Genomic DNA, 23888 nt, shown 5'->3' with positions numbered 1-23888 from the left:
CCCCCCTAGCCTCTTGTGCCCCGCCTGATGTTTCCGATCGGGGTCGTGCTTGCTTCGCTGTCAGGTCAGTCCCAACCAGCGGCGGTTGTTGGCGGGATCGCCGCCCCCCGCGAAATCGTCGAACGCTCGTTCCGGCCTGCGGATCATGTGTGCTTCGATGAACGGAGCGCCTTCGCGCGCGCCGTCTTCCGGATGCTTCAGGCAGCATTCCCATTCCAGCACCGCCCAGCCCTCGTAACCGTACTGGGTGAGGCGCGAGAAGATGCCAGTGAAGTCGACCTCTCCATCGCCCAGCGAACGGAACCGACCGGGACGATCGATCCAGTCGGCATAGCCGCCATAGACGCCCGCCCGCCCCGTGGGATTGAACTCCGCATCCTTCACATGGAACATCTTGATGCGCTCGTGATAGATGTCGATGAACTGGAGGTAGTCCATCGCCTGCAACACAAAATGGCTGGGATCGTAGAGGATATTGGCACGGCGATGACCGCCCACCGCATCCAGGAACCGCTCGAACGTCAACCCGTCATGCAGGTCTTCGCCGGGATGGAGTTCGTAGCAGAGATCGACGCCTTCTTCGTCGAAAGCGTCCAGGATCGGACGCCAGCGACGCGCCAGTTCCGCGAATGCGTCTTCCACCAGCCCCGCAGGCCGTTGCGGCCAGGGATAGACGAAGGGCCAGGCCAGCGCTCCGGAAAAAGTCGCATGTGCCGCAAGCCCAAGACGACGGCTCGCCTTGGCCGCCAGTTTCAGCTGATCGACGGCCCAGGCCTGGCGCTCTGCGGGCTTGCCGCGCAGTTCCACCGGGGCGAAATTGTCGAATGCCGTGTCGTAAGCGGGGTGAACGGCGACCAGCTGCCCTTGCAGATGGGTGGACAGTTCCGTGATCTCGACGCCCGCCTCTCGGCAGCGCCCGGTCAGTTCATCGCAATAGTCCTGGCTTTCCGCCGCCAGCGATAGGTCCATGCAGCGCGGATCGTTGCTGGGCACCTGGATGCCTTGGTATCCCGCCTGCGCCATCCAGCGCGCGGCATTGTCCAATGTGTCGAACGGCGCAGCGTCACCCATGAACTGCGCCAGGAATATTGCCGGACCCCGCATGGCCTTGCCGTCCCCTTACTTCAGGCTTTTGAGATAAGCGATGATCGCCGCGCGCTTGGCCGGATCGGGCGTGCCGATGGGCATGCGCGTGCCGGGCACCTTCTTGGCCGGTGCCGCCAGGAAGGTGTCGAGGCTCTGATCGTCCCAGCGCAGCTTGGCGCCCTTGAGCGCCGCCGAATAGTTGAACCCGACAGCCGAAGCCGCCTGACGGCCCGAAACGCCGTTGAGATTGGGCCCGATGCCGTTCTTGCCGCCCTTGTTCACGCTATGACACGCCTTGCAGGCGTTGAATGCAGGCGGCGCGGCCTGCGCTGCGACAGGCTGCGTGAAAAGGGGTAATGCGAACATCGCCGCAACAAATGCAGCGGTCTGTGTTCGGATGAGGGCTGCTGTCATGCGCATCCTCGACTCTCCATATATTTTCTTATTGCCTAACGTTTACCGGTAAATCATATCAGATCAAGGCCTGAAATAAGGGCTTGGTGTAGATTGGGAAAAAGGGAGAGGGACATGACACGCACCTTGCGTCTTGCGATGGCCGGAGGCGGCGAAGGCGCCTTCATCGGCGCTGTTCACCGCGCGGCAGCGGCGCTCGACGGAGACTGGCGACTGGTCGCCGGCGCGTTCAGCAGCGATCCGGATCGCAACCGCCGCTCCGGGGAAGCGCTGGGGATCGATCCCACCCGCACATACGAGTCGCTGGACGTGCTGCTCGCGGCGGAAGCGGCTTTGCCGGCCAACGAGCGCGTCGATGCGGTGGCGATCGTCACGCCCAACCACCTTCACGCACCCATGGCCATTGCCGCGCTGGACGCGGGCTTCCACGTCTTCTGCGAAAAGCCGATGGCCCTCAACATGGAAGAGGCACGCCTGATCGCGCAGGCCGCCTCCCGATCCGGCCGCCACTTCGGCCTTGCCTTCACCTATAGCGGCTACCCCCTTGTGGAAGAGGCCCGCGTGCGCGTGGCCCGCGGCGACTTCGGCAGGATCCGGCTGGTACAGGTGGAATACGCGCAAGGCTGGCTCAGCAAGGCGATCGACCGGGAAGGCAACAAGCAGGCGGAATGGCGGACCGACCCCCTGCGCGCCGGGCTGGGCGGCTGCCTCGGCGATATCGGCACCCACGCCTTCCATCTGGCGGAACATGTTTCGGGATTGCAGGTGCAGGAACTCTGTGCCGATCTTGCCACATTCGTTCCCGGTAGACTGCTGGACGACGATGTCAGCGTCCTGCTGCGCCTCGATGGCGGAGCGCGCGGTGTCCTCAAGGCGACCCAGGTCGCTGCGGGTGAGGAAAACGGACTGAAGCTGAGGATTCACGGCGAATACGGTGGGCTGGAATGGGCTCAGATGGAGCCCAACACTCTGAAACTGCGCTGGCTGGACCGTCCGGCGGAAGAAATCCGCGCAGGTGGACCGGGTCTGGCGGAATCCACCATGCGACTTTTGCGTACACCGGCAGGACATCCGGAAGGCTATATCGAGGCTTTTGCCAACCTCTACCGCGCCTTCGCGTCGCAAATTCTGAGCGGCGACGGCGCGGCCGGCCATGGCGCATTTCCCACGGTCGATGCAGGCCTGCGGACGATGGCCTTCGTCGAAAACGTCGTCGCCAACAACGCATCCACCGTGAAATGGACGAAGCTCGCCGACGAATGACGCTGCCCGGGCGCGACAAGCCGCCCCAATTGCCGGGCGGCTATCCCGAACTAACCCGCAATAGTCCTGCCGCACCGAGCCGGTTCGGGCGACTATGCGGCAGATGTCGGGAGCAAGCCGATGCGAGAGGGTGCCGATAACGAGTTGTTTTCCGAACTGATCGCCACTTGCGACGGCATGCTGTCCCCGCAAGTCTATGCCCGCGTCCATGACACGGCCCGGAAAGGCGGGCTGATCGTGGAAGTGGGAACCGCGCTCGGCGCTGCTACCGTAGCCCTGGCGTTGGGATTGAAAAGCGCCGGTGTACCGGGGCACGTCTATACATTCGACCCCATGACCGGCGGCCCGCGGCGGTCCGTAAAGTCGCCCGAGCAACGGATCGCGCGGATCGAGGAAAGTCTGGCACGCTACGGCGTTTCCGACCTCGTCACGATCACCCCTCGCGATCTTGCAAGCGGTCTGGAGGTCTTGCCCGCAGGCCAGCCCATATCGGTTCTGATGCTGGACGCCGACGGGCGGATCGATCGGGATCTGGAAACGCTTCAAGGGCGGCTAGCGACGGATTGCGCGCTCATCATCGACGATGTGGCCGACCGGGTCCGGGTCAAGCGCCAGGGTTCGACCTACCGGATCGACAGCAAGATGCGGCTGTCCTGGCTCCTCACCAACATGCTGATCGACGCGGGCAAACTCAGCCCGGGCCGGCGCCTCGTCGATACCTACTTCGGCGAACTCATCACCGATCCGGACCGGATCATCGATCCGCATGAAGCTCTGGCGATCTATCGACTGCTGGTCTTCCAATCGGCCTCGGCCAATCGCCTTCAGCGCCTGCGCGCGCATCTCATAGACTGGGGCCAGGATCTGGCGCCCGATTTTGCCGCCCGGTGTCGCCGCGTCTATCGCCGCGCGAAGAGCCGCCCCCTCCCCGCGCCGGAGCATTGCGAGCAGGAGCATCAACCGATAGCGCCGGCCTCCACCGGGATATCCGCGCCCGTGGCATAGCCTCGCCGCGAGGCCTTCTCAAAGTCTATCTGCAAATTCGCGAGATGCGAATTGCGGATCAACCGGAGGTGTCCAGGATCGCGCGCAGCTTGATGGCAAGCTGCTCGATGGTGAACGGCTTGCCTATCAGCTCGACCCCCGAATCCACTACGCCGTTATGAACGACGGCGTTGCGGGTATAGCCGCTGGTGTAGAGGATCTTCAGATCGGGCCGCCGCCGAAGCGCCTCTTCCGCCAGCTTGCGCCCGTTGATGTCCGGCATGACGATGTCGGTGAAAAGCAGCGTGATCTCGGGGTTCCCATCCAGAATCCGCAAGGCCGCAAGGCCTCCGTCCGCCTCCACCACCCGGTAGCCCAGGTCTCTCAGCGCTTCCACGCTGAACTGGCGCACTGCCGCCTCGTCGTCGACGACGAGAACCGTTTCCTGCTGGCCGCCAAGCCGAAGCTCCTGCGGATGCTGGACGGCCGCCTCGCGGTCATCGCCGGTAAAGCGCGGGAGATAGAGCTTGATCACGGTGCCCTGCCCGGGTTCGGAGCAGATCCTTACATGCCCGCCCGACTGCCGGACGAAGCCGTATACCTGGCTGAGGCCGAGCCCCGTGCCCTTGCCTACCTTCTTCGTCGTGAAAAACGGATCGAAGGCCTTGGCGGCAACCTCCTCGGACATTCCGAGGCCCGTGTCCGATACGGAGATCAGCACATAGTTCCCCGCAGGCGCGCCGGTCGCCGCGAAGCCGTCCCGCTCCTCGGCGTTCTGCGTCTCGATCGTGAGGCGGCCGCCGTCGGGCATGGCGTCGCGAGCATTCACCGCGAGGTTGAGGATCGCGTTCTCCAACTGGTTGCGATCGGCGTGCGTGCGCCACAATCCCGGGGCCAGCACGGTTTCGAGCCGGATGTCCGCGCCAAGCGAGTGGCGCAGAAGCTCCGACATGCCGGGAACCAGCTTGTTCGCATCGACGACGTCCGGGTTCAGCGGCTGTTGGCGGGAGAACGCCAGCAGGCGCTGCGTCAGCGTCGCTGCGCGTTGGGCGCCTTCCGTGGCGGCATCGATATAGCGCCTGACTTTGGGATCGCCTTCGCCCACCCGTCGGCCGAGCAGGTCCAGCGACCCGATCACCACGGCCAGCATATTGTTGAAGTCATGCGCGATCCCACCGGTAAGCTGCCCTACCGCCTCCATTTTCTGGGATTGCCGCAGCGCTTCCTGGGCCGCCGACCGCTCCGCCACTTCGGCGGCGACGCGCGCCTCAAGAGTCTCGTTCAACTCGCGGAGCCGCGCTTCGGTGCGCTTGAGTTCGGTGATGTCCACCACCGTGCCGATGAAATGAAGCGGCTCTCCGCTCTCGGTGAAGACCGACCTTCCCCTTGCCGCGACCCAGCGCTCGACGCCGTCCTCGATGCCCAGAGTGCGGTACTCGATGTGGTACTGCCCCGTGCCCTCGGGCGCGATCGCCGCGGCGACCGCCGCTTCGGTCGCGGTGCGGTCGTCAGGATGAAGGCCGTTGAGGAAGGTGCCTTCATACGTCACGGCCGCCTTCGGGGAGAGACCGAACAGCGCCTTGGTCCGCGCATCCCAACGCAGTTCGCCGGACCGGAGGTCGAGATTCCAAGTGCCGATCGCCGCCGCCTCGGTGGCCAGTCTGGCGCGCTCCTCGCTTTCCCGTACCGCGGCTTCGCGGACGCGGCGCTCGGTAAGATCCTGCATGGCGCCGATCATCCGCACTGGCCTGCCGTCTTCGGCACGCAGCACGAAACCTCGATCCAGCACGTCTGCATAAGCGCCGTCCGAAGTGCGGAACCGGTATTCGGACGTCCACGCCGTTCCCTCGCCGTCGATGGCGGCATGGATCTCGTAGTCCACGCGATCGCGATCGTCGGGATGGATATGATCGAGCCACCACTGCGCCCCGGTTTCGGTATAGGCGTGGCCGTAACGTCGTTCCAGGGCTTCGTTCCACACCACGTGCCCGTCCGCGATGCGCCAGTCCCAGACCGCATCGTTGGTTGCGCGCGCGGCCAGCCGATAGCGTTCCTCGGTTTCGCGAAGCTCTGCCTCGGTGGCCCGGCGGCCGGTGATGTCCACCGAAGAGCCGATAAGGCCCACCACCTGCCCGTCCTCATCCCGGAACGGCGCCTTGGTCGAGAGCCAGACCGCCTCCCGGCCGTCGGGGTAGGAAATCTGCTCCTCGATCTGCACGACCTTGCCGCCGGTCATGATCGCTGCGTCACGCTCCATGACGCCGGCAGCTTCCGCCGAATTGCCCAGGGTTTCAAGGTCGGTCTTGCCGATCATTTCGACGATCGGCCGGCCCACCAGCTCGGACGCGCCGCGATTGGCCACCATCATCCGGCCCCGCCTGTCCTTGGCATAGACGACGCCGGGCACGGCCTCGATAAATGCCTCAAGCAGGCGCATCGCGCTGTCGCGCTCTTCCATGAGGCTGTGACGTTCGTCGATGTCGATCAGAACGCCGGGGAAGGTCACGGTGCCGTCCTGCGGATCCTTCTCGACCCGGCCGTTGGCCTCGATCCAGTGATAAGTACCGTCGCGCCTCTTTACCCGATAGTGGTGGGCATAGGTGCCACCACGGGCAAGGGCATCGTCGATCGCGGCGGAAAGGCCCTCCCTGTCGTCCGGGTGGACCGTGGCGACGATCTGTTCAAGGCCGATCCCGGAATTGCCAAGCGCCGGATCGACCCCGAACGCATCGGCGAACTGTTCGTCGAAGGTGAACTTGTCCGAGGCAACGTCCCAAAACCAGGTGCCGACGATCGCACCCGCTGCGAGCGCCAGGCGAACCCGGTCGGTATCGGACAGGCCCTTCACCTGCGAATTTTCAGCCCCTGCACTTTTCATTCGCCAAGCGTCTTCATGCTTTCCGGACCGTTCCCTATGCGCCTTGGCCCCGACCAGCATGAACCTGCGGGCCGGGACGGAAACGCGTACCAGATCATCCGCTGTATAATGCCTGTTCGGAAGCCCGAACACCAGGAACGCGCTTTCCGCCGAATGGGTTGCGCCAAGCCGATATCGCGACGTTTTTGCGAAAGAATGCGCAAACGGCAAGGCGCCTCGGGATCATCCGCGCGTTTCGCGCGTATTCTCTGCTCCGGTCGCAACCATCGGGCATTGCCCCTTCCCAAGCGGACTTGTCATAAATGAAAGCTGAAATCCGAGACATGCGCGATCACCACGCCCGCGTGCAGATCGTAATCCCCACGCGGCACAAGGCCTTTTCCTATCAGATCCTTGCCGGCCCCGCGCTTGCCCGGCACCTTGCGGATCTGCCAGGCCTGCCGATCTCGGTGGTCTGCGATCCAGGTCAAGCCAGACCAGCGCCCTGATCACCGTTTCGGATAGGTCGCCAGTTTCACCCTGAGTATCTGGCGGGCACCGGTAAAGTTCAGCCCCCAATCCACCTGATCGCCGTTCCAGACGCGCGAGAGCTTCCAGTTCTCCTCCGCGTCGTAACTGCCCTCTTCCACTCGGTCGATGATGATGTTGCCAAGGGACGGATCGGCGAGCGCGAATTCCACCCGAGCGAAATAGCCGGTCACGAGGTACTCGTCCGGCCCGATGCGCGCGATGGCGACGCCGCCGCTCGGATAGGCGTTGCCCTTGGGCGGTCCGTCGCCAAAATCGCCCCGACCGAAGCTGACCTGGGCGACGTAGCGGCCAAGCTTAAGCACTCGGCGGTGTTCGTCCGCCGGATCTTCCGGCTCGGCGGTTCCCCAGGTCTCCCCCTCGAAGGCGAGCCTGGCCCAAAGCCTCGCGAAAGGCTTGAACAGCGTGTAGTTGGCCGCAAAGGGCACCAGGGGCTCGCCTTCCAGCTTCGGCGTGGCCGGAAAGACCGGCAGGTAGCGGGTATAGTCGATTCCGAAAGGCGACCAGCCGATGGCGCCCCGCCCCACGGCCTCGAAGAAGAAGCGCGCATATTCCTTGGAGTGGCCGGTTTCAGGCACGAACAGAGGGTTGTCGGGCCTGTCGTAGGCGTCGAGAAATCCGACATAGGCCTTGTGCGCGGGATTGTAGATGTCCGGCGCGACGATATCGAGATGGGGCGCCGCAGCCTTGTAGACATCGATGACGGTATTGGCCGGGCCACCGCTGGCATAGCTCTTGGCATCCTGCCAGGTGAACGGATCGCCCGGCAGCGCCGCATTGGCGTACATCGGCAGTGGCTTCTCGGCCTTGCCCGCAGCAGCAACCGCATCGATATAGCGGGCAACGTGCCAGGCATGGAAATAGAGATCGGCATCGCGGCCGAACAACGTGGCCCAGCTTCCCGCCCGCTTCTTCATCCGTTTCTGCAGCGCCGCGGGCACGGGAGCGGCGAAGGCGGCATTGGCGGCGGGGGAGTGATCGCGCGGCAGGCCGTAGGAGCCGGGTTCGTTCTGCACTTGCACCATGATGACGGTATTCTGCGGGTCGGCTTCGCGCAGATGACGCATGAGCGCAGCAAAAGCCTTGCCGTCGGCCTTAAGCGTCTCGGTTCCGAAAGGCGAAAGCGCGTAATGCAAGGTACCGTCCGGGCGAACCATGCGGGGGAAGCGGCGGTTATCCAGCTTGACCCAGCGCGGCGCATATTGCGGATTGGTGTTCTTCCAGGTGGCAAACCACAACAGGACAAGCCTCAGGTTCCGGGCGCGCGCCTGCTCCAGCAGGGTATCGACGATGGTGAAATCGAACCGGCCCTCTTGCGGCTCGACCTGCTCCCAGCCGACCGGGATCTCCACTGTGTTGACGCCGAGCGCATCCATCGCCGGCCAGACGCGCGGCAAGGCGTCGGGCCAGGCGCTGGAGTTGTTGATCTGCGCGCCCAGGATCAGGAACGGCGCTCCGTCCACGATCAGGGCGTGGCGTCCGTTCTTCTCTGCAATGCGCGGGGTTTCGGCCTGAGCGCCGGAAGCAACGGCCAGCAGCGCCACAAGCGCGATAGCAAAGATAGCGCGCAGGCCCTTCACGCGATCCCTCAACCGTTCCGTCTTCATCACCGGCATGAACCTCCTGCCCTGTCCCGGTCCGTCGCCCCTTCCCCGACCGGGCCGGGGAAGGGAGCGCTTTGATCCTATTTGCGGGAATGGAAGCCGGTGGTGACCTTCAGCACCTGCGGCCGGTCGATAAGGTTGATCCCGTAGTCCGTCTGGTCACCGTTCCACACGCGCGACATGACCCACTTGCCGTCCCGGAACGTGCCTTCCTCGATCGAGACAAGAGTGCCGTCCTCGCGCCCGTTGGCTGCCGAGAAACTGACCCGCACATGGTCGCCCATCACCAGGTATTCCGTATCGGAGAGCTGAGCCACGGAGACGCCGCCGACCGGTTCCGCGCCCCAGGGCGTCGGATCAGCCTTGATCCAGGTCCAGTCCTTCATGCCGAACTGCCACTGGCCCCAGTCCGCCGTGATCTTCCAGTCGCCCAATGTGACCGACTGCACGCTGCCGTCATCCGGCTTCGCGGCGCCCCAGGTCGGACGGGTAGCGGCGATGCGCGCCCAGTCGCGCATGATCGAACCCACGGCCGCATAGGGCAGCGCAAAGGCAGCCACCGTCTGCTTGTCGAGATCCTTGGCCCCCAGCGGATAGTTGAAGTAGCCGGTGCCATCCATCCCGAAAGGCGCGAAGCCGATGCCGCCGCGCCCGATCGTGGGCCAGAAAAAGCGGGCAAACTCGCGGGCGTTGCCGATCTCGGGCACCATCAGCGGATTGTCTGGCCGGGTATACTTGTCGAGATACTGGATCACGTTGCCGCTGTCGCGGTCGTAGATGTCGGGCGCGGCGAAGTCGATCGCCGGGGCTGCGGCCTTCCAGATATCGAGTACGTCCCACTGCGGGCCGCCACTGGCGACGCCGGTGGGATCGGGCACGTTGGAGGGCCCGGCGAGCGAGGCGTTCACGTACATCGGCAGTGCCTTCACCGCCTTGCCCGCTTTCGCCAGGGCATCCACGAAGCTGGCGACGTACCAGGTATTGAACGCGCGCGGCGCCTGCTTGCCGAAGGCCTGTTCCCAGGTGCCGGACTTGCCCAGCTTGCGCGCCAACGTGGCCGGGATCTGCTGCGCGAACAGACGGTTGCCCTCGGCGGAAAAATCGCGCGGGACGCGGTAGGATCCGGTCTCGTTCTCCGGTTGGACCATGATGACGGTGTTCTGCCGGTCATGGTCACGCAAGTATTCCATGACCTTCACGAAGGCGCGGCGATCGGCCTCCATGGTTGCCTTCGACAAGGGCGTGAGAACGCCATGATCCTTGCCTTGCTGGTCCTTCATGCGGGGAAAACGCGCGTTGTCGAGCTTGACCCAGGCCGGGGTATAGGCCGGGCTGGTGTTCTTCCAGGTTCCGAACCACAGCAGCACCACCCGCTTGTCATGCGCGCGCGCCTGATCGAGCAGCTCCTGAAGGAACGTGAAATCGAACCGCCCTTCGACCGGCTCCACCTGCTCCCAGGCGATCGGAACCTCCACGGTATTGGCGTTCATCGCATCGAGCACCGGCCAGGCCGCCTTCAGCGGCTCGGCATAGTTGCTGGAGTTGTTGACCTGCCCTGCCAGCATCACGAACGGGGCGCCATCGACGATCAGGGCATGGCGTCCGTCGCGGGTCTCGATGCGGGGAAGCGGCGTCGCCGTCTGGGCGGCGGCAGTGCCTGCCATGGCGAATGCCAGGGCGAATGCCGGGATAAGCGGTGCGATAGCTTTCAGTTTCTTCATCATTCCCCCTTGGCCGGGTCGCCGGTAATCAGCCCCCGCCCGTCGGTTGCCACATAGACCCGGCCGAACAGGCGCGGATCGCCCGAGACCATGCGGATACGCAGGCCCCATTGATGCCGATCGTCGTTGATCCGCATCCACTGCGTCCCCCCGTCGACGGAGCGCCAGAACGCACGGAGGCCCTCCTTCGTCCCCAGCGCGTAGAGTGCCGGGTCTGCGCGGCCGGGCGCGCCTTTGCCAAGGCCGAACCGGTCCACGCGGATGGCCTGCCCGGTGCGTCGCCAGCTTTCGCCGAAATCGCTTGAGCGCCACAAGGCGCCGCCCAGATCAAGCCACAAGGCGCCCGCGCGATCCGGCTGCGCCAGAATGGGGGCCGGGTCTTCCCGGTTGGCGGAACGCAGCAGCGTCAGATCTGCGGGAAGCCCCCTTCCCGCCACCGGCCGGAAACTGGCGCCGCCGTCGTCGCTGCGCACGATATGCCCCGCCGCGAAGTCGACCGCGTAGAAGCGCCTTGGATCCTGCTTGTCGGCCGTTACCCGCACCCGCGATGGAAGGCCGGAAACCCGCCGCCACGTAGCGCCCCGGTCACGCGAGATCTGCGGCGTATCCGTTTCGACAAGAAAGGCGGTGCCATCCGCCGACACCGTAATGGCGGCATCCCCCGTCGCCTCCGGACAAGGCGAGCCGTCCGCATGAGGCGCGCATGCTGGAACGTGAAGCCCGCTCCACGACCCGCCCCCGTCCGCCGACCACGCCAGCGAGGTGTCCGGCACGGTGCGCGCATGGGTATTGCCGCTGCGCACCATGACCAGCGGCGCGCGGCCCGCATAATCGACCGTATTGGTGTTGGTCAGGAATGGCTCAAGGTGGATGCGCGGCGGCGACACCGCGAAGTCGTCATGCCGGAACCCGCCGATGTCGCCGAAACCGGAGACCAGATGCGCGCCGCCGGTGGGGCTGGTCAGCGTGATGACGGCGGTCTGTTCGATGCCGCGCGTCCACGGTCGCCAGCGCATCGGGCCGGGTTTGTCGAAGTCCTGCGTTTCGTAAACGGTAGCGCCCGTGACATAGGCGGCATGGCCCGGCTGGAACGGATCGATCGCCAGTCCGGCGATCCAGTGGCCGAAGTTCGCCTTGCCATCGAAATCGAGGAAGGGGCTCTCCGCCACATCGCGCGTGGATCGAGGCCACAGTTCCTCCCACTGCCGTCCCCCGTCGCGGCTGAGCCAGACGGTATCGACCGGTCGGCGCCGGTCAACCGTGCTGACGGTGATCATCTTCGGATCGCGGGCCGATACGGAAACGCCCATGTAGCCGCCCTCCGGCGCATCGGCACCCTTTAGCGGCGTCACGTCGCTCCAGCGGCCATTCGCCGTATCCAGCCGCCAGACTTCGCCGCGCGTGATACCGTTGGGCCCGATCCCGTCGTTGAGCGTCACCGTCAACATGCCGTCGCGCCCAAGCACGGCCTTGGCCGCCAGCAGGCGGGCATCCGGACCGCCCGGAAGCGCCATCCAGGTCGCCCCTCCGTCATCCGAACGGTAGAGCCGCGCGCCTTCCGGATCGGCGTTGCCCACGAAGATCCGGCCCTTCCTTGCGGGATCGAACACCACGAAGGAAAGACCGCCGTGGGTCTGCCGCCGTACAGTCGGCAGCCCAAGGCCCTTGAGTGGAAACGCCTCCACCGGCTGCCAGTGCGCCCCCGCATCGGTGCTGGACCACAAGCCCTGATGGCGGGAGCCGAAGAACAACCTGCGGTTGTCGGACGGGTCTACCGCCAGCCGTTCGCCCAGGCCGCGTCCATCCTCATTGCCGCCCATAGCGAACGGCACGAGGGTAACCTGCCAGTGATCGCCGCGATCGGTCGAGCGAAAAATCGCGGCAGGCAAACGCGCGCCCATGCCGGCGGCGAGGTACACCGTGCCCGGATCCACCGGATCGGCGGCGATGCTCTCGATCCCCATGAAGCTGCCCTCGGAGACACCGTCCTGAAGCGGCACCCAGCGCCGGTTCTGTGCGTCCCAGCGGTAGGCTCCGCCCATATCCGTGCGCAAGTAGGCCAGGCCGGGCTCCAGCGTGCTGAACACGATGCCGGGCGCGAAACCACCGCCGCCCACGCGGACGTTGGCCCAATCGTATGCAGTGGAGGACGACTGCTCCTGCGCGGCAACGGGGGCCGCCGCAATCACCATCATGGCCGGAGCAACGGCTGCCACCGCAAGCGCGCCCAGCACGCGACCAGCCCCTGCAATACCCACGGCCTCTTCCCTCATGTTCGTTGGCATTGCACCGTTAGCAGTCCCTACGATAGCGCTACCAATTCCATAGGGGAATACCTTCTTCACGAATTCGGGGCGAGGCGGGACATTGCGGCCCGCCTGCCCCGAAGACCTCAGAACGTGACGTTCACACCCATGCGATAGCGGCGATCGCTCTGGAACCAGCTGCGCCCGTAGAGGCCGCCCGGATAGCCGCCCATCAGCGTCTTCTGGGTGGCGTTCAGGATGTTGGTACCCTGGAGCTGAACGCTGAGGTTCTCGTTCACCCGAACCGTGATACCGGCATCGAGCGTACCGTAATCGGCACCGTAGATCGGCAGATTGGTGGCGATGTTGGTGCTCTGGTTCGGCGCGGTGAAGAAGTTGTAGCTCTGGTTGGTGCCGTTGGCGTTGGTCGACTGAAGGTACTTCGAACGCCAGCTATAGGCGACCCGCAGCGAGAACGGATTGTGTTCGTAGAGGAACGCCAGGTTCACGTTGTGCTTCGAAAGACCCTGCAACGGCACGTCGTTATGCGCCACGCCGTCGATGTCGTAGTAGACGTCGCCCGGGTTCTTGCTGTCGAGGAAGGTGTAGTTCGCCTCGAAGCCGATGCCCGAGAACCAGCCCGGCAGCCTGTCGAGGAACAGGCGACCGCCCGCCTCGAAGCCCTTGACGGTGGCCGCCTTGTCCGCCGTGCGCGCTTCGTTGGTGGTGACGGTGGCCTGTTCGGAGGTGCCGTCCGTGAACTGCACGGTTTCGACGCGCTGGGTCGATCCGAACACCACGGAGTCGGTGATCCGCTTGTAGAACGCCGCCACGTGCAGGCTGGTGCCCGCGCTGGGATACCATTCCGCCGAAAGGTCGAAGTTGTTCGACATCGTCGGCTTCAGCGTGGGATCGCCCGAAGTCGTCGTGTAGTTCGCGAAGTCCGGCGGCGAGCCGTTGCCCGTGGTCTGGACGCCGAGGTTGCCCGACGCGCGCAGCGAGTTGAACGACTGGTTGTCCATGGTGATGTTGTAGGCGGCTCGGATCTTGACGGGCTCGATCGGCGAATATGTGACGTTCACCGCCGGGAGGACACGCGTGAATTCGGCGCCGCCGCTGCGCACCTGCGCGGCGTCGGACAGGCTGTAGATCACGCCGTTGCGCACGAACTGGGCCGTGTTCTGCTGGAAGTAGCCGGAACTGGCGTTCTTCACGTTGACCACGCGTGCACCGACGTTGCCGGTGATCGAAGCCTGGTCCCACTCCGTGCCGAAATTGGCCATGACGTAGCCTGCCAGCGTCTTGGTGCTGTAGTCGGTACGATCGTTCGGCAGAACGAAGCCTTCCGGACGGCCCGCCGTGCCACCGTAGATGTCGTGAATTTCGTCCACGCCAACCGTCCGCGCGAAATCGGCATCTGGGAAATACTGGCTGGCTGGCAGCGACACGCCGCCGTGGAAGAAGTTCTTGAACGTATAGAGCTGGATATCGCCCGGACGGCTCTGCGAGAACGGGATGATCGGATAGCCGTTCCACTCCTGCCCGAGCGCCGCCCAGGCGAAGCCGTTGTTGAAGTCGCGCTCGGTACGCTTGGACCAGCGGCCGCCGGCCTTGATCGACTTCAGGAAGCCGTCGCCGGTGGCGTAAGTCAGGTCGAGCTGGGCCGAGTCCAGCTTGCCGCGGTTGTCCTCGTCATGCGGCATGGCGGCCTGCCAACTGTAGTTGGCCGGGTCCAGCAACGAGGGCACGAAGGCCGGATCCACGCTGATCGCGGGCAGCTTTCCGCTGAGATCGAGACCGAAGCTGGTCGGGAAGTCCACCGTGCGGAACACGTTCATGCGGTGCATCTTGGAGGACGAGGTGATGTGCTGATAGGCCGCATCGACCGTAAGCGGGCCGCCGCCGGGGTTCCACTTGACCGAGCCGGAGATGTCCTGCGTCTTGGTGCGGCTGTTCCACGAACCGGTGGTACCGCCGGTGGTTACGGGCGCTCCGCTGGGCAGGAACGTGGTGTTGTCGCGCTGGAACACCGCCGGCGACGAGATCAGGCCGCCGAAATCGTCGAACGTGCTCTGGCTGGGATCGACCGCCAGGTTCTGCGAGGTGACGAAAGAGCCGAACTCGTCGGACGTGCTGCGATAGCGCGACTGGAAGAACACGCCGGTGAAGGTCAGGTCGTTGCTGGGGGCCCACTGCACCGCGCCATAAAGACCGTCGCGCTTGCGCTGGAAGTCTTCCTGTCCATAAGCATAGCCGCCGGGAATGAAGTAGTCGTTCCCCTGGATGCGGGTGCGGAACATGGGCTCCATGCGCACGAACTGCGAAACCGAGGTGAGCTGGCTGTAGGCAGCGTCAAGGACGAAGCCGATATCGCCGATACCCGTGTGCCACTTGCCCGCGACCAGGCCCGAAACCGAGTAGTCGGTCTTGGTGGCGAGATCGCCGAAGCTGAGATCGCCGCTTCCCGCAAAGTGCAGGCCTTCGCTGAAGTCGAACGGCAACTTGGTGCGCAGATCGACCGAACCGCCGGTGCCGCCCTCGATCTGGTCGGCGGAGGAGGACTTGTAGACGTCCACCGCCTGCATCAGTTCCGGCGTAACGTCACCCCAGAGCAGTGAACGGCCAGCGTTTGCGCTGAAGATCTCGCGGCCGTTGAGGCGCGAGGCGACGCCGGAAAGGCCGCGGATCTGAATGCCGGAGCCTTCGACCGAGTAGTGGTCCGGGTCGTTGATCGCGGCAAAACGCACGATGGTGACGCCGGGAACGCGCTGGAGCACTTCCGTGATCGAATTGTCCGGCAATTTACCGGCGTCGTCGGCCACGACAGAATCGACGATCGTGATCGCATTCTTCTTGCGGTTCTCGGCGGATTCCAGCGCTGCGCGACGGCCGGTGACGACGATCGCATCGGCCTCGGCCCCAGCGACTTGATCGCTCTGCGCGAAAGCCTGGCCGCCACAAGCCATAGACATCATGGCGACGCTGATCATGCTCGCACGGGCGTAAAGATGGAATTTAGGCATGTTCCCCTCCTGAATTCATGCGGGAGGGCCAATCGCCTCATCCCGCCTACTATGTCGTTGCTGCGACTATTAGTCTGGCAAATCGATTAGGCTGACAGATTAAGGTCGTCAAACGGTTTATGGGAGCGGTACCAAAAATCGGATCATCCGATGTTTTACGGCTGCGAAGTGTTGCAAAAGCGATACGCAGGCCAGCCATGGCAAGTAGCTGAGCGTTCTAATAAGCTAATGATTTTACGTTGTTTTACTGAAATATTATACAATCTTGGCAATCGCCACGCGTCCCTGCCAACGGTGTTTGAAAGCGCGTAACCCACCGCTTTCCCTTTGCCTCATCGATTGCAAAACAGCCTGAATGCTTGTGATAGCGCTATCACTATTCACTAAACAAAGATCTTTCACAGTGAGAAGTATTCACACGATTCGCGAAAGAAACGCTGGCAGTTCAAATTTGCGCACGGTCATGCGCACCAGCTAAGGTCTGGGGTGACGCTTACGCCGACAAATGCGGGATGAGTTTTCGCCCTCCGCCCGCCCGCTACCCCGCCGGAGTAACGGCGCACCGCCCCTTAGGAGGAGGATAGGGACGGTGCGCCGCGTAGCCGCCACTCGGCGAGTGGCGGTCAACCGTGGTGAGTGGGGGCGGTGTGAGCGGGGATCGAGGCTCGATAACGGAAATCGCGCAGCTTGGCCTTTGCGCCGCCCGTCACGTAGATGCCGAAGCGAAGGCTGAGGAAACCTCCGAAAACATTGTGATGAATGCCCGACACTTCCATGCGGGTGCCGTGGCGCTGCCAGGTGCGACCTTCATCGTAGGAGTAACGCCAGGTCACCACGTTCTCGTCGTTGGTGACGCGCAAGCGCAGGCTGCGCCCCTGGTGGGGCACGGCTGCCCAAGGCAGTTCCTCGGAATATTCGTAGATCTTGAGCTTTTCAGGGGTGAAGCCAAGTCCCACGAAAGCCTTGTGGTTGTAGAACAGCAGTATTCCCGCCTCGCCATCGCCCACAAGGTCGATGGAGACTTCGGCCTCATAGCTGCGATCCCCCGCCAGGCAGGTGAGCGGCGAGGAGTCCGCCGGAGAATTGCCGTTGCCTGCGATCACAAGCCCGCCCGCCTCGTAGCGCGCCCGCTCCGCCTCGCCGCGGCGTGGCGCATGGAAGCTCCATTGGATCCCGAAACGGTTGCGCGAGAAATCGTCAGACAGCCCCGGCGCCGAGGGGCTCGACTTGCCGCCCTTCGGCTTGGGAAGCGGCACCGAAAGATCGCCGCCCTTGGCCCGGAACCAGCCATCCGGGGTCCATTCGATAGGCTCCAGCAGAGTCTGGCGGCCTAGCGTCCTCATGCCGTTCTCGTAGCCGTGATAGACCATCCACCAGTCCCCCGCTGGCCCTTCGACCAGCGTCGCGTGGCCGCGCGACCACCAGGGTTCGTCCACGCTCACCGTGCGCACCAGCGGATTGCGCGGGCAATGTTCCCACGGCCCGTGGATCGAGCGCGAGCGCGCCGCGATCACCATGTGCCCCGTCACCGGACCGGCCGTGCCGCCGATCGCGGTGACGAGATAGAACCAGTCCCCCTTGCGCAGGAGCTTGGGGCCTTCGGGCGCGAAATTCTCCACCACCCAGTCGTCGGGGTATCGCCAGGGATCGTAGGCCTTTTCCAGCGGCCCATCGGTAGCCAGGCCGTCGTCCGTCAGACGGATCTTGCGGATGCCGTTGGTGAAGAGATAGCGCTTGCCGTCCTCGCCCACGATGTGGCCGGGATCGATGCAGCCGCTGATCCCGAGATCGACGGGTTCGCTCCAGGGCCCGGCGATATCGTCGGCCCAGATCGCGAAGATCGACCAGCCTTCGCCCTTGGGATCGGCGGGAATGTAGATGAAGTAGCGTCCCTCGTGCTTAACCAGGTCAACCGCCCAGATCGTGCCGAGATTGCGGTGCAATGCAGGGCCTACCGGCGCCCAGTTGACCAGGTCTGTCGAGCGCCAGATCACCAGCCCCGGATAGGAATCGAAGGACGAATGCGTCATGTAGTAGACGTCGCCGTCCTTCAGGATCGTAGGATCCGCATGGTCGCCGGAGATGATCGGGTTGCGGTAGTACCCGTTGCCGAGATCGGCCTTGCGCTGCCCTTCCGCGCCGATGCCCCAGCGCGGGGCTGGAGCGGCCTTGTCGGTCGCCAGGGCGCTGGCAAGGGACGGCGCCAGAGACGGGACTGCCGCCCCGGCGAGAGCCCCCTGGAACATCGTGCGTCGGGTGATGCTCATCCTGCGACCCTCACTTGCCCGCGGGTTCGAGCGTGACGAGCGCCACGTCGTTGCTGCGCATCGGCACTTCCACCGAGGCCGCGCCATCCTTGCCCACGCGTACCAACTTGTCCTGCTGGGGCGTATCGGCCGTCTCGCGCTGAAGCTGCGCGAACTGATCGGCGTTCAGCGAGGCGGGCATGCCCATGTCGATGTAGGACGAAAGCGGGTCGTTCAGGCGATAGCCGGCCTTGCGCACCTGAACGCGGTAGTTGCCCTTGGGCACATGCTGGAACTGGAACCGGACCGTCCGGCTTGGGGTCGCCGGCACCTGGCGGGTGTAGAACGGCTTGTTGCTGAGGTTCTGCACGGGCTGCTGAAAATCCCAGACCAGTGCGGAAATGCGCTTGCCGTCGATGGCCGCCATCGCCTGTCCGTCACCGGTCGGCAGGGCCTGGCCCTTGATCGCGTTGAGATACTTGTAGGCGAACCAGGCCGGCTTGCGGATGCCGTCCTTGTTGATGAGGCCGAAACCGCCGTGGAACGGGGTCGGCGGCGGGCCGGGTTCCTCGAACAGGTCGGTATAGGCCCAGTAGCTCATGCCTTGCGCCAGGCCCTGCGTCGCCTTCAGCTTGCTGAGGATGTAGGGTGCGCTGATATAGCTGTCGTGCACGAAGTCGCGCGGGGTGTAGCTGGTGCTCCACTCCGTGAAGAACAGCGGAATACCGGGGAATGCCGAGGCCTCGATCTCGCCGCGAACCTTTCGCACGTCGCCGACGATGGCATCGGGCGAGGGAGAAAGCTTGGTATCCTGCTTACCCTGCTCGTCCAGGAAACCCCCGTCGACGCCGTAAGTATGGGTCGCCACGAAATCGACCGGCAGCTTGTTGTCCGATGCGAACTTGAGGAATTCGGGCACCCAGGCCGCGCCCGCCGTGGCAGGGCCGCCGACGCGCAGGGCGGGGTCGATCGCCTTGATGGCGGTGGCCGTGTTGGCGTAGAGATCGAAATAGGCCTTCTGGTCGGCCTTCTCCCAGAACCCGTCGAGGTTGGGCTCGTTCCACAGTTCGAAGTACCAGCTGCGCACTTCTTCCACGCCATAGCGGTCGCGCACATGGGTGACGAAGGCGTTGACAAGATCGCGCCACATCCGGGGATCGGGATGAGAAGTGTTGCCCTTCCAGTAGAACAACTGCTGGTCCGAAGTGCGCATTACCGCCGGTGTCCAGCCCAGTTCCACGAAAGGCTTTATCCGTTTGGCCAGCAGGCCATCGTAGAGCTGGTCCATCTTGGTCCAGTCGTATACGATCTTGCCGTCCACCTTGCGGACGGTGCCCAGCACGTCATGGAAGATGTCGTGAAAGCGGATGTAGCGGAAACCGAGTTCGTCGGCCGCGAGCTTGAGCTGCTCCTGGCTGTCGGTCCGGATCAGCGTTCCGGGAAAGTCGGAACCGACCGAAAGATCGTAGAAGCGGTCCACAGGGCCCGTCGGCGCGGTCACGTCGATACGGATTTCACGCCCACCCTGTGCTTCGGCTGCCCAGGCGGGCTGCGCCGAAACCGCAAGCACTGCGGCCAATAGTTCGATCTTTCGCATCTCTACCCCTCTTCTTCGCGCTTTCCCGTGAGCGCGGTATTTTTCCGTTCCGGATGCGGCCTGGCCGCCCGGCTCGCGCCGGGCGGAACCGTCACACCATTCGGTTGGTGCGGATGAGTTCGCGGTACCAGTCGGCGCTGAGCTTGGGGGTTCGCTTCTGGGTCTTGAAGTCGACATGGTGGATGCCGAACAGCTTGGTGTAGCCGTCTTCCCACTCGAAGTTGTCCATCAGGCTCCAGAGGAAATAGCCTTCGATGGGGAAGCCTTCGCGGACCGCGCGGTGCAGGTGGCCGATGTAGTTGCGCAAGTACGTCACGCGGTCGGCATCGTATACCTTGCCGTCCTTGGCCACCGGATCGTCGGCCGAGCAGCCGTTCTCGGAGATGTAGAGCTTCTTAGGCTTCCACAGCTCGCTGACAGTGCGGATCGACCAGTAGAGCGCTTCGGGGCACATGTAGAGCCAGGGCGATGCCATGCGCGGCGAGTTGGCAAGGTGCGGCAGGATCTCGTAGCCGCTGGCCGTGTCGGCGGCGCGCACGGTGTTCGCGGTGTAGACGTTGAGCGACACGAAATCGAGCGCGCTGCCGATCGCCTTCATGTCGCCGGCCTGCACCTTGGGCGCGTCCTTGCCCTGCGCGGCCAGATAGCTGTCGATGTAGCGGCCTTCCATGATCGCGGTGAGGAACATGGCGTTCTCCTCGCGCATGGCCTTCTTGGTCGCCTCGATGTGTTCGGCCGTCTCGATCGCGGGGACGAAGATCGTCGCGTTATCGGCCAGGCCGACCTGGGTGCCCGCCCTCGCCTGCGCCCGGATCGCCTGGACGCCAAGCCCGTGCGCGAGCACGCCGTGGTGGCGCACCTGGTTCACCTGATCCATCGGCAGCCTGAGCGCGGGCGCCTTGTTGCCGTTCCAGTAGGCAAGGTCGGTGAAGCAGCGCAGCTCGTTCACCGTCATGATGTGCTTCACGCGGTCGGACGTCTTGCCCGCCATGAAGCCGGCATAGTCGGCAAAGGCATAGGCGGTGTCGCGCGACTGCCAGCCGCCCTGGAGCCCGGTGGGTAGATCCCAGTGGAACAGCGTCATGTGCGGGGTTATGCCCGCCGCGAGCAGGCCGTCGATCAGGCGGTTGTAGTAGTCGAGGCCCTTCTGGTTTGGCTTGCCCTTGCCGCTCGGGAAGATGCGCGACCATGCCACCGAGAAGCGATAGTTCTTGACCCCCAGCGCCTTCAGCAGGGCGATGTCTTCCTGATAGCGGTGATAGCTGTCGCAGGCGACGTCGCCGGTGCCGCCATCCGTGGTCTTGCCGGGGGTGTGGGCATAGACGTCCCACACGGTCTCGCCGCGGCCGTCCTCCTTCACCGCGCCCTCGATCTGGTAGGATGCGGTGGCGCAGCCCCACTCGAACCCGGCCGGGAAGGACAGGGCATCGGTGGCAGCCGCGGAGGAGCCGGCGGCACCGGCGGCATTGGTCTGCGCAGAGGCGCGCCCGCCCAGGGCCGCGCCGAGCGCCGCAGCGCCCAGGCCCATGCCGAGTTGGCGGCGATTGATTCCGGTCATCGGTGATATCTCCTGAAGTCTTGGCGGATGCGGCGTCTTACTGCGCACCCATGATCCTGATGAGGCCGTTCAGCGATTGGCCGGTCGGCAAGGCCTGCCGGCTCGTGAGCTTGCCGGCGGCATCGTCCCACACGAGTTCCGCCTTCTTGCCGCCACTCTTGCCGCGATAGGCGTTGGTGGTGCCGTCATCGTCGTAGAGCGTGAAAGTGGCGTTGGCGCCGGGGTAGACACGGATGCTCTCGATCGCCTGCTTCGTCGCGGTGCTCGGCACTTGCGCGCCGATGGGAACGATCGATCCGGCCTTCACGAACACCGGGATGCGTTCGATCGGCGTGTCGACGTCCACGGTCTGGCCGCCTTCGAAGCGCTGGTTGGTCCAGTAGTCGTACCAGGCGGTTCCGGCGGGCAGATAGACCGAGCGCTTCGTCTGCCCCTGCTCGGTGACGGGCGCGATGAGGAATGCCTTGCCGAGCATGTACTGGTCGCCGATCGCCCCGACCTTGGGGTCGTTCGGGAAATCCATGAACAGCCCGCGCATGAACGGCGCGCCGGTTTCATAGGTGCCACGGCCCAGCGAATAGAGATAGGGGATCAGCGAGTAGCGCAGGCGCAGCCAGTCGGCCAGGATCGGCTCGGCCGCCGTGCCGTACTCCCACAGCGAGGCACCGGGGCGCTGGCCATGGATGCGCAAAGTGGGCGTGAAGACGCTATACTGGAACCAGCGCACGAACAGTTCCGGATAATCGGCATAGTCCGCGCCCATCGCCGTCGCGCCCGCCGGATCGACCAGGATCGGATGCTCCGCCTTGGGACCGCTCGGCCATTGCCAGCCGCCGACGTCGCTGCCCCAATAGGCAAGTCCCGAGGCGGTGAACCCGAGGCCCGCCGGCACCTGGCGCCGCAGCGCTTCCCATGTGGACTTGACGTCCGAGGACCAGAACAGGCTGCCGGTGCGCTGCGAGCCGAGATAGGCCGCGCGCGACAGGATCAGGTTGCGGAAGTTCGGACGATCGCGCTCCGTGCCCGCCGCGACGCCGCTCGTGTGCACCAGGGGGAAGAGATTGTGATAGCGGTCGCCCGAGCCGATCGAATAGAAATAGCCGTCCGGAACCAGATCGGGCTCGGTTTCGTCGAGCCAGAACCAGTCGAAACCTTCCGACGCGATATTGTCGCGCAGCTTGCCCCAGAACCATTCACGCGCTTCGGGATTGGTGCTGTCGATCAGCGCCCCGGCGCGGTCCGAGCGGACCGGAAGCCCGTCCACGACGTTGCCGTCCTTGTCCTTGAGCAGCCATCCCTTGGTGGCCAGCATATCGAAGTAACGCGATTCCCGCTCGAAGCGCGGCCAGACGCTGATGATCGAGCGCATGCCCAGCGCCTTCAACTGATCGTTCATGCCTTTGGGATCGGGGAAATAGGTCCGGTCGATGTCCAACTGCCCCATGCGCGACCAGTAAAACCAGTCCAGCACCATCACGTCGAGCGGCAGTCCGCGCTGGCGATAGCCTTGCGCGACGTCCATCAGTTCCTTCTGCGTCTCGTAGCGTGCCTTGCTCTGGATCAGGCCGAAGGCAGCCTTGGGCGGCAGCGGGGTCTGGCCGGTCAGCTTCGCATAACCTGCATAAAGCTCATCGGTGCTCTTGCCGGTAATGACGAAGAACGACACGCGCTCGCCGACTTGCGACTGGAAACGCGTGCTCGAATGAAGGCCCGGCCATACGGTGGTGCGCGCCGGGTTGTCCCAGACGATGCCCCAGAACTTGCCGTTGCCCTTGCTGGTCACCATGAAAGGCACGCAGACGGTCTCGCCCGCCGGAGCGTCGTAATTGTGCGCGCAGTCGATCTGGCGCCCCTTCAGGTCCAGCATCCCTTCCTGGTTCTGGCCGAGCCCGTAATAGTGCTCGCCGGCCTCCGCCTCGAAAGACGCACCCATCTTGAAGGTCTTCTCGCCATTGACGGTGACGGGCGCCATTTCCCAGCCCGTCATGCGCGCTAGCACCGAGCCGTCCGCATCCTTTACCGAAAGGCTGACCGGCGGCAGCGAAGGTGCGAAGTAACGCTGCATCATCGTCGGCGCGGGCGGATAGGGCTTGGCATCGACAGTCAGCGTCAGCGCGGACGAGGCGAATATGTCTCCGGTGGTATCGGCACGATGCGTCCAGCCCGCAGTGTTCGGCTGTGCATTCGGGCCTTCGCCGGGAGCCGCGGAAGCCAGCTCGGGATCGAGCGCGATCGTGACACGGACGATATTCTCTGCATAGGGCTCGACGGCCACGCGGCTGCCGTTGCGATCGAGCAGCGCCATCGGCGCCGCCGATGCCGACGCGGCGGCAAACGCCATCGAGGACAGGCCCAATGCAAATACCGTTTTGCGCACGAGGCCGCTCTTGCCCTTACAGATCATAATCCGGATGCTCCCATTCAATTTCGTGATCAGGATAGGCAGGCGCTTGCGCCGGCATGCCGCCGAGCGACCGGCCCGGCCTGATCGATACGTTCTAGATTTTCGTTGGAATCCCGACAGGCGAATGCCCGCAGCGTCTAAATTCGCCGGCAGATGTCGCGATCATGTCGCATGTTCAAGGGCATCCTCTCTCTGCCGTCGTTGCGCGCCACATGACGTCGCCCCCGATCGGCTCCTCACGCATTTGGTACCGCTACCAAAGCTAACTGTCGAGGGGCCGTAACTGCCTTCTTCGCTTTTTATTTGTTTCCGCCCGCTTTTTCATCGCATACCTTC

14 protein-coding genes are annotated in these 23888 nt (G+C 64.4%); 2 read left to right on the top strand and 12 right to left on the bottom strand.

Annotated elements, in window-relative coordinates:
- Window positions 1-60 precede the first annotated feature (60 nt).
- Together ACI3K3_RS12530 and ACI3K3_RS12525 are read right to left on the bottom strand one after the other, a co-directional pair.
- Window positions 61-1104, bottom strand: coding sequence for a sugar phosphate isomerase/epimerase family protein (locus ACI3K3_RS12530; protein WP_404914103.1), 1044 nt, complete (start codon window positions 1102-1104; stop codon window positions 61-63).
- Window positions 1105-1119: 15 nt separating this feature from the next.
- Window positions 1120-1506, bottom strand: a complete 387-nt coding sequence (locus ACI3K3_RS12525; protein ID WP_404914101.1) for a c-type cytochrome — start codon at window positions 1504-1506, stop codon at window positions 1120-1122.
- A gap of 108 nt (window positions 1507-1614) precedes the next feature.
- Between ACI3K3_RS12525 and ACI3K3_RS12520 the strand changes: the two genes are divergently transcribed.
- Together ACI3K3_RS12520 and ACI3K3_RS12515 are read left to right on the top strand one after the other, a co-directional pair.
- Window positions 1615-2763 carry a Gfo/Idh/MocA family protein gene (locus ACI3K3_RS12520; protein ID WP_404914099.1) on the top strand — a complete coding sequence of 383 codons (1149 nt, stop codon included), beginning with the start codon at window positions 1615-1617 and terminating at the stop codon, window positions 2761-2763.
- A gap of 120 nt (window positions 2764-2883) precedes the next feature.
- Window positions 2884-3768 carry a class I SAM-dependent methyltransferase gene (locus ACI3K3_RS12515; RefSeq protein WP_404914097.1) on the top strand — a complete coding sequence of 295 codons (885 nt, stop codon included), beginning with the start codon at window positions 2884-2886 and terminating at the stop codon, window positions 3766-3768.
- Between the two features lie 58 nt (window positions 3769-3826).
- Here the strand turns inward: ACI3K3_RS12515 and ACI3K3_RS12510 are convergent, their stop codons facing one another.
- From ACI3K3_RS12510 to ACI3K3_RS12465, 10 genes are all read right to left on the bottom strand, one after another.
- A complete protein-coding gene (locus ACI3K3_RS12510; protein ID WP_404914095.1) occupies window positions 3827-6595 on the bottom strand; it encodes a PAS domain-containing protein in 2769 nt (922 codons plus the stop codon).
- Between the two features lie 326 nt (window positions 6596-6921).
- Complete coding sequence (locus tag ACI3K3_RS12505; RefSeq protein ID WP_404914093.1) at window positions 6922-7095, bottom strand: hypothetical protein; 174 nt, start codon at window positions 7093-7095, stop codon at window positions 6922-6924.
- Between the two features lie 18 nt (window positions 7096-7113).
- Window positions 7114-8760: a DUF5597 domain-containing protein gene (locus ACI3K3_RS12500; RefSeq protein ID WP_404914115.1), complete on the bottom strand. Its 1647-nt coding sequence runs from the start codon at window positions 8758-8760 to the stop codon at window positions 7114-7116.
- 77 nt (window positions 8761-8837) lie between these two features.
- On the bottom strand, window positions 8838-10478 hold the full coding sequence (locus ACI3K3_RS12495) for a DUF5597 domain-containing protein (protein ID WP_404914091.1): 1641 nt from the start codon (window positions 10476-10478) through the stop codon (window positions 8838-8840).
- The gene (locus ACI3K3_RS12490) at window positions 10478-12736 is read right to left on the bottom strand and encodes a hypothetical protein (RefSeq protein ID WP_404914089.1); all 2259 of its coding nucleotides are present in this window, start codon (window positions 12734-12736) and stop codon (window positions 10478-10480) included. Before ACI3K3_RS12490 ends, ACI3K3_RS12495 begins: the two co-directional genes overlap by 1 nt.
- 134 nt (window positions 12737-12870) lie before the next feature.
- Window positions 12871-15747, bottom strand: coding sequence for a TonB-dependent receptor (locus tag ACI3K3_RS12485; protein ID WP_404914087.1), 2877 nt, complete (start codon window positions 15745-15747; stop codon window positions 12871-12873).
- Between the two features lie 623 nt (window positions 15748-16370).
- Complete coding sequence (locus tag ACI3K3_RS12480) at window positions 16371-18014, bottom strand: family 43 glycosylhydrolase (RefSeq protein ID WP_404914085.1); 1644 nt, start codon at window positions 18012-18014, stop codon at window positions 16371-16373.
- Window positions 18015-18024: 10 nt separating this feature from the next.
- Window positions 18025-19590 carry a GH39 family glycosyl hydrolase gene (locus ACI3K3_RS12475; protein ID WP_404914083.1) on the bottom strand — a complete coding sequence of 522 codons (1566 nt, stop codon included), beginning with the start codon at window positions 19588-19590 and terminating at the stop codon, window positions 18025-18027.
- 91 nt (window positions 19591-19681) lie between these two features.
- A complete protein-coding gene (locus tag ACI3K3_RS12470) occupies window positions 19682-21148 on the bottom strand; it encodes a GH1 family beta-glucosidase (RefSeq protein ID WP_404914081.1) in 1467 nt (488 codons plus the stop codon).
- Window positions 21149-21185: 37 nt separating this feature from the next.
- Window positions 21186-23552, bottom strand: coding sequence for a TIM-barrel domain-containing protein (locus ACI3K3_RS12465; protein WP_404914079.1), 2367 nt, complete (start codon window positions 23550-23552; stop codon window positions 21186-21188).
- Between the last annotated feature and the right edge of the window lie 336 nt (window positions 23553-23888).

Origin of the sequence: Novosphingobium sp. ZW T3_23 (assembly GCF_044987305.1) — a bacterium.
GTDB lineage: Bacteria > Pseudomonadota > Alphaproteobacteria > Sphingomonadales > Sphingomonadaceae > Novosphingobium.
Note: the sequence above shows the minus strand (reverse complement) of the source record. Positions and strands in the feature narration are given on the sequence as shown.